Origin of the sequence: Pseudogracilibacillus sp. SE30717A (assembly GCF_037071985.1) — a bacterium.
In the GTDB taxonomy this organism is placed as follows: domain Bacteria; phylum Bacillota; class Bacilli; order Bacillales; family Amphibacillaceae; genus Pseudogracilibacillus.
This window is the reverse complement of sequence record NZ_JAXHDF010000007.1, coordinates 226227-242532: the sequence shown is the minus strand read 5'-3', so window position 1 is coordinate 242532 and position 16306 is coordinate 226227. Positions and strand designations below refer to the sequence as shown.

The window sequence follows — 16306 nt, the reverse complement described above, 5'->3', positions numbered from 1 at the left end:
GTTATGTTAGCAGCAATTTCAACAAATACACCACGAGAAATAATTTTTCACAAGAAAGCCTTGCCAAACCTTAAAGTAGATGAGGTATTGATTAAAGTTTCTTACTGTGGAGTATGTGGAAGCGATCTTCATGCTCTTAACCATGCTCAAGGTTATGAATTTGTCCAAAGACCAAGAATATTAGGTCATGAGATTGTAGGAGAAGTAGTGCAAGTAAAGGATAAAAGTAATTCTGATATGCTTGGTCAACATGTCATTATTGAATCGATGCATTATTGTGGAAAATGTTATAACTGTCAAAAAAATAGATTTTCAATTTGCATAGATAATAAAGTGATAGGTCTACATTTTGATGGTGGTATGGCTGAATATGTAAAAACAAAAGTAAAATACCTTAAGAAAATAAACGATTTAGAAGAAGAAGTTGCTGTATTAAGCGAACCGATGGCAATTGCAGTTCATGCTATAGAGCGAGCAGGAAACATAATGGAAGATGACGTTATATTAGTTCAAGGAGCAGGGATAATAGGATTTTTCGTTGCTCTGTTATGTGTTGAAAAAGGAGCAACAGTATACATATCTGGGCTGGAAAAAGATTATGAAAATAGACTTTCCAAATTTAATTCATTTGGAATGATTCCTCATATTGTAGAAGACGGGCTAGTTTCCAAAAAAGTAGATTTTATTTTTGAATGTTCTGGATCAAATTTAGCAGTCTTGAATTCATTTCAACAACTAAAAAAAGGCGGAATAGCTGTCTTTGTTGCTCTCTATGAACAAAAAACTAATATTTTTTTTACAGAGTTAGTTCGAAATGAGTGGTCCATAATTACGAGTTATGGATGTAATCCAGTCGATTACGAATTGGCTTTATCCGTCTTAAAAAAGTATTCATCGACTCTTAAGGAGTTAGTAACCTATTACTCTTTTGATTCGATTAATGAAGCAATTAATGATGGGTTAAATCAGAGAGTACTAAAGCCAGTTATTTCTATGAAAAAATAGTAATCATAAAAAGGGTGTTAAAATGTCTAACAAAATTGCTATTATAACAGGGGCCGCTCAAGGAATTGGTAAGGCAATCGCATATCAATTAGCAAAAGATGGGTTCATACCAATCTTATGTGATATTAATGAAGAAAAGCTACTGGCCACAGAATTAGAATTGAAAAAGGCTGGTTATCATTGTGCATCCTACAAGATGAACGTTGAAGATCGACAAGAAGTTTTTCATGTTGTAGAACGGGTGGTAAAAGAATATAAGCAAATTGATGTCATGGTCGCAAACGCAGGTATAGTCCAAGTGAAACCACTCATAGAAATAACAGAAGCAGATATGAGGAAAATATTTAACGTAAATGTCTTTGGTATGCTGTATTGTATTCAAGCTGCATCAAAGTACATGATTAAACAGAAAAGAGGAAAAATCATAAACGCTAGCAGTACTTCTGGCAAAAGAGCTGTTGAATTATTAGGTCATTATGCCGCTACTAAATTCGCTGTTATTGGGTTAACACAAGCAGCCGCTAAAGAATTGGCACCTCATGGAATTACAGTCAATGCATACTGTCCAGGGATCGTAGGAACATCGATGTGGGAAGAAATCGATAAGCAAATGTCTAAAAGATTAAAAGTTAAAGAAGGGGAAACTTTTCAGCAGAAGATAAACAATATACCAATAGGAAGGGTAGAAGAACCTGAAGATGTAGCTGGATTAGTTTCTTATCTTGCATCAGATAAGTCAGATTATATGACTGGACAAGCACTAGTAATTGATGGTGGAAATGTCTTTTCTTAAAAAAGAAGGAGGATTAATAATGTCAAAAAAAGAATTTAACTTAATCGATATAAATAACGTAAAGCTGTATGTAAATGGAGAATGGATTTTATCTAATAGTGGAGAGTATTTCACAGTTAATAATCCCTCAACAAAAGAAGTCGTAGCAAAGGTTCCAAAAGCAAATGCAGAAGAAACAAAGGCTGCAATAACAGGAGCAAGTGATGCACTCAAAAAATGGTCACTATTGACGGCTGAACAAAGGGCAAAATATATGCTTAAATTAAGAGATTTAATGCTTGAATACACAGAAGAATTAGCGACAATAATGAGCATGGAAATGGGAAAAGCATATAATGAGGCAAAAGGAGAAGTAGTATATGCAGCTAGCTTTTTAACGTGGTATGCGGAAGAGGGAAAACGTATCTACGGGGAAACAATACCTGCCTCGGCTGAAAACAAACGTTTATTTGTAATAAAACAGCCGGTAGGTGTTGTTGCAGCAATTACACCATGGAACTTTCCTTTAGCGATGATGACAAGGAAATTAGGCCCTGCAATGGCTGCCGGTTGTACAGGGATTGTAAAACCTGCTAGTCAGACACCTTTAACTGCATTAGCGTTCGCTAAGTTGGCAGATATGGCCGAAATTCCAAAAGGGGTCATTAATATAGTTGCAGGATCAACTAAAGCTATATCAGATGAATTGTTTAATAATTCGGCTATAAAGAAAATTTCTTTCACAGGTTCTACAAATGTAGGAAAAGAATTAGTAAGACAATCAGCAAACCAGTTAAAGAAGCTCTCTCTAGAGTTAGGTGGTCATGCTCCATATATCGTTTTTGAAGATGCAGATATAGAAAAAGCTGTTGAAGGCGTAGTAGCTAGTAAGTTTAGAAATGCTGGCCAAACTTGTGTTTGTGCAAATAGAATTTATGTTCATAAAAATATTAAAGAGGAATTTGCGAAATTATTTGTTGAAAAAGTGAAAGAATTAAAAGTAGGGAACAGCTTAGCTGAAGGGGTAGATATCGGTCCATTAGTAAATGAATCAGGTCTTGAAAAAGTGAAAGAGCATGTTGAAGATGCTGTGGAAAAAGGAGCCAAGGTTTTATATGGTGGAGCTGAAGTGAAAGATGCTTCCGGCTACTTTTATATACCAACTATTTTAGATAATGTAACAGAGGAAATGAAAATTATGCAGGAAGAGACATTTGGACCTGTTGCTCCGATTACAATTTTTGAAACAGATGATAAGGCTATAGATGCCGCGAATAATACTGAATATGGTTTAGCCTCATATATTTATACAAAAGATATTTCTCGTGCTGTTAAAGCATCAGAGGCGTTGAACTTTGGGATAGTTGGTCTCAACGATGCAATGCCAGGAGTAGCGCAAGCTCCATTCGGTGGAATGAAAGAAAGTGGTTATGGACGGGAAGGAGGACATCAAGGAATTAGAGATTACCTAGAAGAAAAATATATTTCACTTGGACTATAGAATCTAAGTGGTGACTCAATATAAAAACATATAACCCAACTTTATACAAGCATACGGAGTTGTTGGTCGTTATGAGGGGAAATTAAGATGACAGATTATATTATAATTGGTGGAGGAATTGTCGGGTTATCTGTAGGAAAAGCATTATTAGAACTAGAGCCGAATGCCAGTATTACAATCCTCGAAAAGGAAAATGATTTAGCATCTCACCAAACAGGAAATAATAGTGGAGTTATTCATTCAGGGATCTATTACACACCAGGGAGCTATAAAGCAAAGTTCGCAAAAGCAGGTAGTGATAGCATGAAACAATTCTGCTCCGAATATGGGTTACAACATGATATTTGTGGAAAATTAATAGTGGCTACAAATGAAAATGAATTACCAAACCTTAAAAAGTTATATGAAAGAGGATTAAAAAACGGATTAAATGTTCAATTATTAAATAAAGATGAAGTGTTACAGAAAGAACCACATGTTAATGCTATTAAGGGAATTTATGTCCCAGCGGCAGGCATAGTAGATTATAAAGAAGTTTCATTTAAAATAGCAGAATTGATTACTTCTCAGGGTGGAATTATTCATACTGATTCAGAAGTTAAAGCAATATCTGAGAAGTCAGATGAGGTAGTTGTTGAGACAAGTCACCGCACGTATAAGGGAAAATTTCTTATTAATTGTGCGGGACTTCAAAGTGATCGAATAGCAAAATTGGCTGGATATAAAATTGATATGAAAATATTCCCATTTCGGGGTGAGTACTTTTATTTAAATGAAGACAAACGCTACTTAGTTAATAATCTTATTTATCCAGTTCCAAATCCAGACTTTCCATTTTTAGGGGTGCACTTTACTAGGATGATAAATGGAAACGTAGATGTAGGTCCAAATGCTGTTCCCGGATTCAAAAGAGAAGCATATAAAAAAACTTCTTTTGATATGAAAGATTTCTTTGAAATAGTAACCTATCCTGGTTTTTGGAAAATGGGATTAGAATACTATAAGGAAGGCATGGAAGAAATAGTACGTTCATTTAGTAAAAAATTATTTGTGAAAAATGCTCGCCAATTAATCCCGGAAATTAATGAGGAAGATTTGATTTCTGCCCCTGCCGGAGTAAGAGCACAGGCATTAAAAAAAGATGGTAGTTTAATGGATGATTTTTTCATGGTAAGAGGTAAGAACAGTGTGCACGTATGCAATGCTCCATCACCAGCAGCTACTGCCTCTCTTGAAATAGGAAAAGAGATTGTAAATAAAATAGAAGAAATTAGAGCTAGTGTAGGAGTTTAATATTGAAAAAGAGATGTGTTCGGCTAATAAATTCTTAGTCAATATACAACATCTCTTTTTTATAAAGATTAAAATCATTTACCAAACATACTCATTTAAAAAGGGAGTGTATAGGTTGAATAAGGAACCGACAATTCAAAATGAAATGGATACGATGGATGCTGTGATACAAGTATTAGAAGAAGCGGAGTTAGAATATTTATTTGGAGTACCTGGTGGCTATATGATGAAATTGTATGACTCCCTTACTAATTCAACAATTAAACCGATCTTAACACGTCATGAACAAATAGCTAGTATTATGGCAGAGGTATATGGAAGGTTAACAGGAAAACCAGGAGTTTTTACTGCACAAGGTGCTTGGACGGTAACGAATGGTATGATGGGCGCCCTAGAAGGACTCCAAGGAAGTTCGCCAATGCTTATTTTAACAGATATGACAGATAACTCCCCATATTCTCACCATGGTTCTTATCAAGTAGGAACTGGCGAATATGGAGGGTATGACGTTAAAAAAGTAGTGGAAGCTGCTACAAAGTATTCGACAGTTGTTCATCATCCAACACAAGCAGTGCAGAGTGTTCAACTTGCTATTAAACATGCAACAACCGGTAATGCGGGACCAACTGCTGTGGTGTTTCATAGTTCAGCTATTAATGGAAAAGTTCCAACAGAAGGGGCACCTGCTATTTATCATACTAAAAATTATATAGTTCGACAGAATCTCCAACATGATAAAGAGCAATTAACTAAAGTAGTAAATACCTTAAGAGACGCCAAAAATCCTTTTATTATTGCAGGAAATGGTATTAAAGTAGCACAGGCATACGAAGAATTACAGACGGTGGCAGAATTAATAGGTGCACCCGTAGGAACCACAGCTCAAGGAAAGAGTGCAATCCATGAAACACATCCAAATGCGGTGGGAGTGATAGGCAATTGGGGTCAAGAAATTAGTAATAAGTTATTATCGGAAGCAGATGTCATTTTAGTTATCGGTTCTAAACTAGCACCAACTGATACATGTAATCACCATAAACAATTGATTGATCCAGAACGTCAAACGATTATCCAAATTGATATTGAACCTAAAAATGCAAGCTGGACATTTCCTGTTGATATGCCGATTATTGGTGATGCCAAATTAGTACTTAAAGATATGGCCAATTTATTGACAGAGAAAAAACAAATGGATACCGAAAAAGTAAGAACAAGGCTCCAACAAATTACGGTTCTTAAAGAAAAAATAAATTATATGTGGTGTGAAGAAATGGAATCAGACAGTATTCCTATAAAACCACAAAGGGTACTGCAGGCATTATATGAATCCATTGATGAGAATACGATGATAACTTTAGATGCTGGTGAGAACAGAGTATTTACAGTACATCATTTTAAAACAAAGTCTCCAGGAAGCGTCATACTTCCAGGTTCTGCTGGTGGAATGGGATATGCAATTCCGGCAGCATTGGCAACTAAATTAGTCTATCCAGATAAAAAAGTAATTGCTATAGCGGGAGATGGCGGATTTTCCATGACAATGAACGGATTAATCACAGCAGTAGAATTAGGACAACCAATTGTTACAATTGTGTTTAACAATTCCTCTTTAGGTTGGGTAAAAAATGCACAAGGGGAACAAAAAGTTGCTTCCGAGTTTCATAATATAAATTTTGCCGATATTGGAAAATCAATGGGCTGTTTAGGTTATACAATAAACGATCCTAAAGAATTGATACCTACTATTAAAAAAGCGTTAAAAAGTGAAAAACCTGTTGTAATAGATATTAAAACTACAGACGAAGAATCCTATAAAAAAGTCATGTTTGATTTGGCTACATCATTAGAAGGATGAAGAATAGAGTGGGTATATATTACTCACTCTATTCTTATATTATCAATGCTTCCTTTTATTATTAAGTTGTAATTCGATAAATGAATTAATTACAGAAATGGATTTCACTACATAAGCGTGAATAATTTTTAAAATAAAAAGCATTTACTTAGTTGCACACATATTAATTCTGCAAACTTCTCAAAACCATCACCTTCATTATTTTTTATCCCTTTTCATTCAGCTAGAATTCCAGTATGATAATTTTAGAAGTAGTTTCATAGCAGGGGATGACAGCGTGAGGAAATTTTATATAATTTTAGCAATAATGTTTTACCTTCTGGTGCTAACACCAGCGCAGGCATTAGCAAAGAAGGCGGAGACAGTTTTTACCGATTATTCGATCACATTAGATGAAGCTGTCGACATTCAAATGAATGTGGCAACAAATCCGATTACAGATATGTATAAGGACGAGCCGGCATATTTAAATACTAAAAATTTAAAAATAATTGGACCGAATAAAATCACTGCAACGATAGCAAATATTCGAACGGAACCCTCGCCGAAAGCGCCAATCGCATACCATTTTCCTCAGTCAGTAACGGTCAATATAGTTGGTATTGTAGAAGGCGAACCTTATGAAGAAAATCCACTCTGGTACAAAATCGCGTATGACACACAGACGTATTATATCCATTCTAGTCTTGTTCAAGTGTTCCAAGTAAAAACGACAGCGAAAACGAAAATATATTCAGGACCGGGTAAACAGTATCATTCATTTGCGGATATAAAAGAAGGTGAAGCGTTCACGGTTGCCCAACTTGATGACAGTTGGATACAAGTTTACTACAAAAGTTGGCGCAAACCGAAGCCAGAAGATGTGAAACTAATGCTTGATCCAGATGAGGATGAAAATTCATTCCAGCATATTCGTCTTGACCAAACAATCGGTGTATCCGCTGAGGAAATCAATGCTATTCTTGAAGGGAAGGGAATCCTTGAAGGCCGCGGTCAAGCTTTTGTCGATGGCGGTAAAAAATACGGTATAAACGAAGCGTATCTCATTGCACACGCATTTCTTGAAACAGGGCTTGGGGCATCTGAACTTGCTAATGGAATTGAGGTAGGACTGAACAAAAAGAAAAAACCGACCCTCGTCACGGAAGATAATCGGGAAAAACTCACCAAAATAAAAACAGCGTACAATATGTTTGGAATTGGTGCAGCAGACACATGTCCACTAGAATGTGGTGCAAAAACCGCTTACGAGAACAAATGGTTTACACCAGAAAAAGCAATCAAAGAGGGAGCTGGCTGGATCGGGGAAGACTATATTTATAATGAATTTGAGCAAAATACATTATACAAAATGAAATGGAATCCGAAAATGGGGAAAGGGTACCATTGGAAGCAGTATGCAACAGATATTGGATGGGCCGAAAAGCAAACGAAGAGAATGAAAGAAATCTATGACCAGCTTCCCGATCCGGAATATCATTACGACATACCAACCTTTAAAGATCAAACTAAATAATATATTGCATTAAAAAGGGAAGTTAAAAAATACTTCCTTTTTTTGTTGATTCCAAGTGTTCTTTGCTGATTGGAATTGCCTTCCATTTAACCCCTTACTTTGGATCGAGAAGAATGTATAGGGTCAACTAGCAGCTGCATCAACAATTGTCAGTTTAATTCTAACTATATTTACAATATTGGCTAGAAAATATGTAATTAGGGTTTTTCATTAGTTATAGTTACAGATTCAAAATAATTTTAGCTTTCTCAGAAAATGATTGTATAAATAGTTTGGATGGATAAGAAAATTATTTTCCTTTAAAATTAAAAGTAGAGGTGAGAGATGTGGAAAAGATATTTTGGAGTGACTATACAACAAACGAAATTAAAAACATTATTAGTGAAGAAGATCCTCTCGTCATTATTACGGTAGGAGCAACCGAACAACATGGTACACATTTACCACTTAATACAGATACAGATCTAGGGTTTAATATTGCACAAAGAATTGCCAAGAATTCTCCTGTTAAAACTCTAATACTGCCACCTGTATGGGCGGGGTTTTCACCGCATCATATGGATTTTTCAGGTACTATAACACTGAAGCAAAAAACACTGTTCAATGTTGTTTATGACATTATTGAAAGTATTATTCAACATGGTATAAGTAAGATTATTATCTTAAATAGTCATGGTGGAAATATGTCTTTATTAAAAACAGTTGTTGATGAAGTAGGGATAAATCATAATATATCACCTATTTTAGTAACTTATTGGCATTTAATATCTAGTCAGATCAATGCTATTAGAAAATCAGAAATGGGAGGAATGGGCCACGCATGTGAACTCGAAACATCGCTCAAGATGGTGTTCTCTCCCCAGGATGTTCAAGAAGACTTGATGGAAGATGTTATGATACCGGAAAATGAGTTTTTTAGTGTAGATATGTTTGCTAAAAATAAAATCGGTATTTACCAACCTTTTAAAAACTGGTCTGAATCTGGTCAAATTGGAGCGCCAACATTAGCTTCCGTGGAGACAGGCGAAAAAATTTTAGAAAATATAATCGAACAATTTACCGAATTAATTAAATTGGAGTGGGTAGACGAGGATGTCAATGAAAAAAATAACTAGAATAATAGCTACCCAGGTAAAACTGAATTCAGCCTTTTAAAGCTGCTTATGGAACTAGAAAAAAAGCTGACTGTGTTAATGTGAAAATTAAACTAATAAAGGAATTACAGGAATTGTAATTGATGAGATTGGGGAATTTCACTAAGTGATGCATCAAATATTTTTCAAATTTTATATGAATCTAATATAAGTAGATTTGGAAAAACATTGTTTAGAATTGAAATAACAAATATCGAAATGAAAAATAGTTAAGCAGGTAAGTGTGCTTAACTATTTTTAGTTAATAAAATATGGAAGGATATTAGAGTTATAATAAAAACTAAATAAAGTTTCGCGCGTTCCTTGCCGAACAACAATCTCCCTCACTCTAACTCTCTATCCCTAAGTAAAATAAATTCATAACCTTGCTCCTGCAACAAAGGGACCGCTTCCCGTACGCCATCTGCTGTTCCGCTTGTTGGCTGGTTCATATGTAAAAGTGCGATGGAGCCTGCTCCGCTCGAGAGTAATGCCTCCCTCACTTTTTCGCTTGAAAAAGTAGCTCCTGCATCTCCTAAAATATTGAAATTGACAACTTCATAACCGAGTGCATTCGCGAGTTCGACTGCGACCTCATCATAGTATGCCGTACCGGAGCGAAACATTGTCATTTCATGTCCAGTTAATTCCTTCACTCGTAGATGATTTTGCATAATTTCACGATAAGCTTCTTCGGCAGAAGCTGTTGCTGTGATGCCCCATGCTTCTCCTCCAGCAACCGATAATGGAGCATGCTCAGTACCGTGGTTTTCGATGTCAAAGAGTGGGTCAGCCGCCAACTCTAAAAATAATTCTTCATTTTCTAAAATCCACCGTTCATTGACGAAAAGCGTTGCAGACACATGCTCCGCTCGTAAAAAAGAGATGAGTTCTTCATCATAGCCACTGCCATGAGGTCCGCCACATGCATCAAATGTTAAGGCAATTTCCTGTTTATCCGTTCGAAATTTTGTTTTTACACCTGTCACATTTTCTCCCCACTCAGACGGTTCCCGTTCAAAATCAGCGATCGTAATGTCACGCTCTGGTGTTTCTTTTAGCTGAAGCTGTGTTTTAATCTCCTGAACATCGGCAGGTTCATGAGAAACTTGCTCACTGCAACCTACAACAATCAGAAGACTACTGATTAGTAACAATCGTTTCATTCATATACCTCATTTCCTCGCGCTAGAAAGATAATTCTATTATAACGTAGTCTTAGAATGAAAGACTTTAATATAAAAAATTTATGTCGAAGTTACCTGCTCCAATGTAGGCCTCGATTCCCCCTTCATAATACCCGCTAATTCATTCAATCCAACTCCTTTTGCCTATCTCACTTATACCCCACTCTAGTTCTTTCCAATCAACTTTAAGAAACTGTGATTATTCCGACAAACTTCAACAACAACTCTAGTAATAATTTGATAGTTTATTAGCGGCATATATTCGAGCTTCCAAGCCAAAAGCCTTATTAGAATTAAATCTATCAAGAGTAGGTGAGCAAAGAGTGCGCAAATCGTCAGGAAAAGTTTTTATTCAAACGCTAGTAAAAATAACTACAATAATCTATTTGCTACTATTGATCACCATTCAATTGAGTTCTCCAACAAATGCAGTATTTACTGCTACCGTTACATATAAGGATTCATTATCTGCCTTGGAAACTTTTAAGGAAGAAGAGAAGTCGCAGTCGGTACAGGAAAAGACGGAGGGGACTTCAAACGAAGCAGATAATGTAAAAGACAAGCAATCAGAGGAAGAACATAACGATAAGCAACAAAATGATGAATCGTCTAAAGATGACCTAGACACTGAACAAAAGGACAATTCGAAAACTGACCCACAAATTAAGCAAGTAGACAATCCTGACACTCAACCACAAACCAAGCAAGAAGATGATCCCAACACTGATCCACAAACGTCCAAGCAAAAAGACGATCCCAACAGTGCTAGCCCAGATGACAAATTATTAGAAAACTCAAAATAACAACAGAATCGGATAAAAATAGTTCAGAATTTCAATCGTCCGAATCGAAAGCTTAATAACATAATTATTTTACTATTCTCGGAGAGTGATCAAATTGATAGGTAAAAAACTATTAAAAATGGCTAGTAATCTCATAACAGCGATGTTATTTATCCTATTATTATTTACATCATTTCTAGTTGTTTTCTCAAAAATAACAGGTAATGAGGCAGACGTTTTTGGTTATCAAATTAAAACAGTTCTTTCTGGTTCGATGGAGCCGGGTATACCAGTTGGATCTATCATTTTTGTAAAAACTAGTGACGATCCGACAGAATTTCAACAAAATGATATCATCACGTTTTGGACGGAAGAACAAATCCCAGTGACACACCGAATAATAGAAGTGGAAAACGGAGGAGAGCAATATGTAACTAAAGGAGATGCGAATGACCGCGCTGATATACATCCTGTTCTGTCACAAGATGTGATTGGAAAACATACTGGTTTTACTGTTCCGTACGTGGGATATGTGTTGAACTTTGCCACTTCCCCGAAAGGAGCAGCCATTTTATTAATTGTTCCAGGTTTGTTTTTCGTTATTCGAAGTTTTTATATTATGTGGGGAGTTGCCCAGCATATTGCTCGAATTAAAAATGAAGTTCCGTCAGATTAATAATTTTAATGAGATTCGGGCGTTGCAAGTAGCTAGGATAAATGTATGCAGGTCCATCGCTAGGCTGAATGCGACATCCATCGCTTTCCGCCCGTGCCAACCTTATGCAGTACGCGCAAGCATCCATCCGATCCTATGTAGTCACACGCATGCATCAATTTCAAAAAACCCGTGCCTCAATTATGAAGGGGTAACGAGAAATTGATCCATCTTTTTTATAAAATGCATTCATTACGTCCGCAGGAGGTGAAAAAGAAAACTTCTTTTAAAAAATGATAAGGAGGAGCGAATAAATGAAAATGTCTCAACGCTTGTTTCTTCTACTAACAGTTATTCTAGCAATGGGAGTGCTCAGCGGATTTTCTCATGTAGAAAATAGCAGCGATCAAATGAATTCTGTTAAACCAATGCTATCTTCCGATGATCGGAAAAATGATATTGAAAGATTAAGAGGAATGGTAGAAACTGCTGCAGAACATGGGGCAATTACGAATGCTGCTACGACACGCAGTTTACTCGTTCATCTTACTGCAGTTGAATACTATGTCGATCAAGGTAATAACGATAAGGCGTTAGAACAGCTGCGTAGATTTGATACACTTGTCGCCCAACATCAAAATATCGGAACAATTGAACGATCAATGGCCATTTTTATACGTAAGTCAACAGTACTTATCAGTAATCTCTGGTCCCAGACGGATGACGGAGTGTCTATAAGCGAATTGTTGGGTGAAAAGTAACATGCACGTAAGTAAATAATATGAGGGGGATATGAATGAATATTAAAAAGCAAGTTACAATGGGAATCATGTCTGCAGCATTAGGCATCATGTTAATTGTCGGCGGAACTTTCGCCTTTTTCAGTGATAGTGTGACAAGCAATAATACATTTGCGGCAGGTACACTCGAACTGGGGATAGATAAACCACAATTAATTAATATTAAAAACATAAAACCAGGAGATTCGATGATCCGTGATTTTGAACTCCAAAATAATGGTACATTAGACATTCAAAAAGTTGTGCTAGAAACGGATTACAAAGTGATTGACGCAAACGGAAATAATACGGAAGACTTTGGTGATCATATCCTCGTAGAATTTTTATACAATGTAAATAATTTTGATGAAGTAATTTTTAAAACGACATTAGCTGAATTAAAAAATATGTCCCCAGAAGCGATTAACAAAAATATTTTTTATCCGGAATTAGGGGATGAAGGGTTGCCTGCAGGGGAAACGCACGACTTTATCGTAAAGTTCGTCTTCATCGAAAATGGCAAAGATCAGAATCAATTCCAAGGAGATGCACTTGAACTTGAATGGACATTTACTGCGTATCAAAAGGATGGGGAGCCAAAATAACTGCTACCATTAAAACAACACCAAAAGCGAAGACGAGCTAGTTAGGTCATATCAAATTAGCCCATTCTGCCCGCAAAAACGCACAGAAAAAAAGGATTAGAGACTCAATTCTCTAATCCTCTTCTATTTTAAGTGCCGTTCGAAAAATTACGGAATTTCCACTTTAAACGACTTAAATTCAACTGGCTTGAGAGAATCTAGCTTTAACTCTAATACTTTCTCTTTACCATTTGCACTTTCTACCCCTCCACCACTTAATGGGAACTCTAAATGAGGTGTGATTGTTAATTCCGTAACATGTTCATCAATCGGATCGAAATGCTTGTTACTCGTATACATGATCTTGTCTTTTACTAATTCACCTGTTACTCCGCCTGACAGACCTTCAATTTCATTTCCGTTCTGATCGACCATTAAAAACTCCATATATAAACCTCGACTTAGATCAAAGTCTGTTTCCTCATCCGAAACTTCCATGGAAAGACTTGCACCTGTTTGACTGATCTTTAACTCCGTGACAGTCAGTTCTAATCCATCTACCGTTTGGGAATGGTTTATAGGAATCGTACGAATATCACTTATTTTTTCGATAGGTGTGGAGAAATACCATGTTTCGCCGTTTTCTCCATATAAAATTAATCCAAGTTCAAAAGCGTCCGGCAATTCCTTAGTGACATTTATTTCTTGAATCGCAGTTCGAATTGTCGTAGAAAGAATATCTTCTCCATAGCTTCCAGATGCCATCATAGGATGTTTTCCATCAATCGTAAAATCCATTCCTGCTCCAAAATAGTGCTCATCGAGCGCCTCTTCCGATTCAATATAAAGTCCGATCGTAATATTGTTTTGGTCATATAATATTTCATCGAGCGTAACGGATATTCCGTCTACCGTCTGTGTCTCTCCGATTGCAGTCGTCAATCCATTTTTTTGTGCCTCTTTTAAAATAAGTAGATCTGAATTTCCGAAAACGGAACCGATAATTGGTATTTGTGATAAGCTGCTCGCTAAAGCAGGGGAAAAATAAGAGGAACCGACTAAAATTGCAAAAGCGGCTGCCACACTTCCGAACGCATACATTATTTTTCTTCTTCCCTTGCTTCTTCCAGATCGAGGCATATCCATATGTTCTTCCGCTTGCATAATTCCCGTCCGAATTGCCGACCGTACTTCTTCCTTAGGAAAACCATCTAATTGATCATGTGGTTTTTTCATTTAATGTATAACTCCTTTCTAGCTCAAATTTTAATTTTTTCCGTGCTCTCCGTAAATATGTTTTCACTGTACCAACAGGTTTTTCCATAACCTCAGAAATATCATTAATGGACAGGTCATGATAGTAAAATAAGATGATCGATGTTTGATAAGAAGAATTAAGCCGTGATAAAGCTTCATTTAAATGAAAACACTCTAATTCTTCATCCTGCTTGTGATCTAATTTCCTTAATAATTCATTTTCTTCATACGGAATCATTTGATCCCGTTGTTTTAACTGTCTGTAACATTCCCGAATCAAAATTCTAAATAACCAAGTTGAAAAATATTCCGGCTGTCGCAATTGCCTAATCGCAAGGAATGCTTTGCATGCTGTTTCCTGAATGACATCTAACGCATCTTCCTTGTTACCGACATAGGAAAGGGCCTTAAAATAGAGCATTTTCTCTTCTTTGACAAGCAATTCCTCAAACGCTTCTGCGTCTCCCTTTATTGCCTTTTTAACGATTTTTAGATCATGTTTCATCGTAACATCCTTCCCTCCCTTCACTAATTAGAGCAATCTCACCACACGAAAAGTTTCAACTTCCTTTATCTTTTTAAAAAAAAGATTATCAAAAACACATTATTTTTAATGTGTATCATTTCTAAAATATAACGCTTGTTTCTTTACATAAGTGTAGTTAATATTTGCCTAGTTGCCTAGTAGATGTAGGAGCCAGGTGAAGCATCATTTTAGAGAAATCTGAGAAGAAAAAATCCTGCGGAGAAAAGGGGGGGACAAAGAAGGGTATTGTGTAGGGGGATTAAAAAGTAAGATAAAGCTTTTTACATTTGATTAATATTTCTTAAGAGTTTAATTTAAGTACGCTTTCTTCATTATTTTCCCACAGCTTGGATAACTTACAATTAGATCCATGCAATAAGCGGGTCACGATCAACTCTGCACAACATGTTAAAAAACTCCTGAACCAGCAGACCCGCATAGATCACCTTTTATACAATTTCTAATAATTTGTCATTGTTTGATAATATCTAGATACTTTCTGAAGCATTTTTAAGCAATGAAATAAATTCACTTATGGCAGGCGAAAGGTGTTTTGTTTTATGATGAATATAATTAACGCCCCGTTCCAATCGTATTTCCTCTAGTGGAACTTCCACTAATAATCCATTTTTTATTTCTTCTTTGATCGCAAATTTGGAAATAAATGAGATGCCAAGTCCATGGATAACACCCTGTTTAATCCCTTCTAGACTGCTAATTTCCATATAATCTGAAATTGAAAAGTTAAGTGCTCCCAATTTACTATCTAAAAAAATACGTGTAGCGGATTTATCAGGTTTCAATAAAAATAACTCATTCTGTAAATCTGAAAATTGCACAGCTTTCTTCGTGGCAAGAGAATGTTCAGGTGGGACAACCAATATTAATTCATCCTTATAAAATGTATTTGATGAATAAATATTACGATCAAATACTATTTGATCGGATAGAATAAGCAATTCCAATTCATTCACTCCCAGCTGGTGAATTAACTCCTTGGAAGATTTTACAGCCATATCTATCTTTACATTTGGGAATCGTTCATGAAACTGTTTTAAAATAATAGGAAGTAAATAAACCCCTACAAAATGGCTAGCGCCAAATGATAAAGTTCCATGCATCAGATCATCCGTCTGTTGAAGGTGCTCTTTTGCAGCCTTTGTAAGATTCACTATTCTTTCCGCATAAGGTTTAAAATCTTCACCCTGTTTCGTCAGATAAACTTTTTTACCGAGACGGTCAAAAAGTTTTGTTTTTAATTCCTCTTCCAAACGCTGAATTTGCATACTGACAGAAGGCTGAGAACAGAATAACTTTTCAGCTGCATCGGAAAAACTTAAACATTCAGCTAAGACCAAAAATGTCTCTAACTTCGAAATATTCACTGCACATTCTCCTCCTAACAAACCTTATTATAACACTTTGTTATCATTTTGATAAAATAATCAAATTGTTTTATGG

Annotated in this window: 15 protein-coding genes; 11 read left to right on the top strand and 4 right to left on the bottom strand. The window is 36.0% G+C overall.

Annotation, left to right across the window (positions count from 1 at the left end):
• Nucleotides 1–3 precede the first annotated feature (3 nt).
• The 7 genes from SPD48_RS13095 (at nt 4) to SPD48_RS13065 (ending at nt 9057) form a co-directional block, all read left to right on the top strand.
• A complete protein-coding gene (locus SPD48_RS13095; protein WP_336258573.1) occupies nt 4–1005 on the top strand; it encodes a zinc-dependent alcohol dehydrogenase in 1002 nt (333 codons plus the stop codon).
• 22 nt (nt 1006–1027) lie between these two features.
• The gene (locus tag SPD48_RS13090) at nt 1028–1798 is read left to right on the top strand and encodes an acetoin reductase (RefSeq protein ID WP_336258572.1); all 771 of its coding nucleotides are present in this window, start codon (nt 1028–1030) and stop codon (nt 1796–1798) included.
• 64 nt (nt 1799–1862) lie between these two features.
• A complete protein-coding gene (locus SPD48_RS13085; RefSeq protein WP_336258589.1) occupies nt 1863–3278 on the top strand; it encodes an NAD-dependent succinate-semialdehyde dehydrogenase in 1416 nt (471 codons plus the stop codon).
• 87 nt (nt 3279–3365) lie between these two features.
• Nucleotides 3366–4571 carry an L-2-hydroxyglutarate oxidase gene (gene lhgO / locus SPD48_RS13080; protein WP_336258571.1) on the top strand — a complete coding sequence of 402 codons (1206 nt, stop codon included), beginning with the start codon at nt 3366–3368 and terminating at the stop codon, nt 4569–4571.
• A gap of 115 nt (nt 4572–4686) precedes the next feature.
• The gene (locus tag SPD48_RS13075; protein ID WP_336258570.1) at nt 4687–6426 is read left to right on the top strand and encodes a thiamine pyrophosphate-binding protein; all 1740 of its coding nucleotides are present in this window, start codon (nt 4687–4689) and stop codon (nt 6424–6426) included.
• Between the two features lie 277 nt (nt 6427–6703).
• Nucleotides 6704–7942: an N-acetylglucosaminidase gene (locus SPD48_RS13070; protein WP_336258569.1), complete on the top strand. Its 1239-nt coding sequence runs from the start codon at nt 6704–6706 to the stop codon at nt 7940–7942.
• Nucleotides 7943–8268: 326 nt separating this feature from the next.
• Nucleotides 8269–9057 carry a creatininase family protein gene (locus SPD48_RS13065; protein ID WP_336258568.1) on the top strand — a complete coding sequence of 263 codons (789 nt, stop codon included), beginning with the start codon at nt 8269–8271 and terminating at the stop codon, nt 9055–9057.
• Between the two features lie 362 nt (nt 9058–9419).
• Here SPD48_RS13065 and SPD48_RS13060 read toward each other — a convergent pair whose 3' ends face one another.
• Nucleotides 9420–10241, bottom strand: a complete 822-nt coding sequence (locus SPD48_RS13060) for a polysaccharide deacetylase family protein (protein WP_336258567.1) — start codon at nt 10239–10241, stop codon at nt 9420–9422.
• Between the two features lie 344 nt (nt 10242–10585).
• Here SPD48_RS13060 and SPD48_RS13055 point away from each other — a divergent pair, with 344 nt between their 5' ends.
• From SPD48_RS13055 to SPD48_RS13040, 4 genes are all read left to right on the top strand, one after another.
• On the top strand, nt 10586–11065 hold the full coding sequence (locus tag SPD48_RS13055) for a hypothetical protein (RefSeq protein ID WP_336258566.1): 480 nt from the start codon (nt 10586–10588) through the stop codon (nt 11063–11065).
• Nucleotides 11066–11159: 94 nt separating this feature from the next.
• Nucleotides 11160–11720: a signal peptidase I SipW gene (gene sipW, locus SPD48_RS13050; RefSeq protein WP_336258565.1), complete on the top strand. Its 561-nt coding sequence runs from the start codon at nt 11160–11162 to the stop codon at nt 11718–11720.
• A 293-nt stretch (nt 11721–12013) separates the two neighbouring features.
• Nucleotides 12014–12460 (top strand): FIMAH domain-containing protein, encoded by a 447-nt coding sequence (locus SPD48_RS13045; RefSeq protein WP_336258564.1) that lies wholly within the window; start codon nt 12014–12016, stop codon nt 12458–12460.
• A 35-nt stretch (nt 12461–12495) separates the two neighbouring features.
• Nucleotides 12496–13083, top strand: coding sequence for a CalY family protein (locus SPD48_RS13040; RefSeq protein WP_336258563.1), 588 nt, complete (start codon nt 12496–12498; stop codon nt 13081–13083).
• Nucleotides 13084–13230: 147 nt separating this feature from the next.
• Here SPD48_RS13040 and SPD48_RS13035 read toward each other — a convergent pair whose 3' ends face one another.
• The 3 genes from SPD48_RS13035 to SPD48_RS13025 form a co-directional block, all read right to left on the bottom strand.
• Complete coding sequence (locus SPD48_RS13035) at nt 13231–14298, bottom strand: DUF4179 domain-containing protein (RefSeq protein ID WP_336258562.1); 1068 nt, start codon at nt 14296–14298, stop codon at nt 13231–13233.
• The gene (locus SPD48_RS13030; RefSeq protein ID WP_336258561.1) at nt 14282–14824 is read right to left on the bottom strand and encodes a sigma-70 family RNA polymerase sigma factor; all 543 of its coding nucleotides are present in this window, start codon (nt 14822–14824) and stop codon (nt 14282–14284) included. Before SPD48_RS13030 ends, SPD48_RS13035 begins: the two co-directional genes overlap by 17 nt.
• A gap of 509 nt (nt 14825–15333) precedes the next feature.
• Nucleotides 15334–16230 (bottom strand): LysR family transcriptional regulator, encoded by an 897-nt coding sequence (locus SPD48_RS13025; RefSeq protein WP_336258560.1) that lies wholly within the window; start codon nt 16228–16230, stop codon nt 15334–15336.
• Nucleotides 16231–16306 lie beyond the last annotated feature (76 nt).

Bases quoted from the DNA above. Each gene is read 5' to 3' on its own strand.
- SPD48_RS13095 (WP_336258573.1), top strand. From the start codon at position 4: ATGTTAGCAGCAATTTCAACAAATACACCACGAGAAATAATTTTTCAC.
- SPD48_RS13090 (WP_336258572.1), top strand. From the start codon at position 1,028: ATGTCTAACAAAATTGCTATTATAACAGGGGCCGCTCAAGGAATTGGT.
- lhgO (WP_336258571.1), top strand. From the start codon at position 3,366: ATGACAGATTATATTATAATTGGTGGAGGAATTGTCGGGTTATCTGTA.
- SPD48_RS13060 (WP_336258567.1), bottom strand. From the start codon at position 10,241: ATGAAACGATTGTTACTAATCAGTAGTCTTCTGATTGTTGTAGGTTGC.
- SPD48_RS13045 (WP_336258564.1), top strand. From the start codon at position 12,014: ATGAAAATGTCTCAACGCTTGTTTCTTCTACTAACAGTTATTCTAGCA.
- SPD48_RS13040 (WP_336258563.1), top strand. From the start codon at position 12,496: ATGAATATTAAAAAGCAAGTTACAATGGGAATCATGTCTGCAGCATTA.
- SPD48_RS13035 (WP_336258562.1), bottom strand. From the start codon at position 14,298: ATGAAAAAACCACATGATCAATTAGATGGTTTTCCTAAGGAAGAAGTA.
- SPD48_RS13030 (WP_336258561.1), bottom strand. From the start codon at position 14,824: ATGAAACATGATCTAAAAATCGTTAAAAAGGCAATAAAGGGAGACGCA.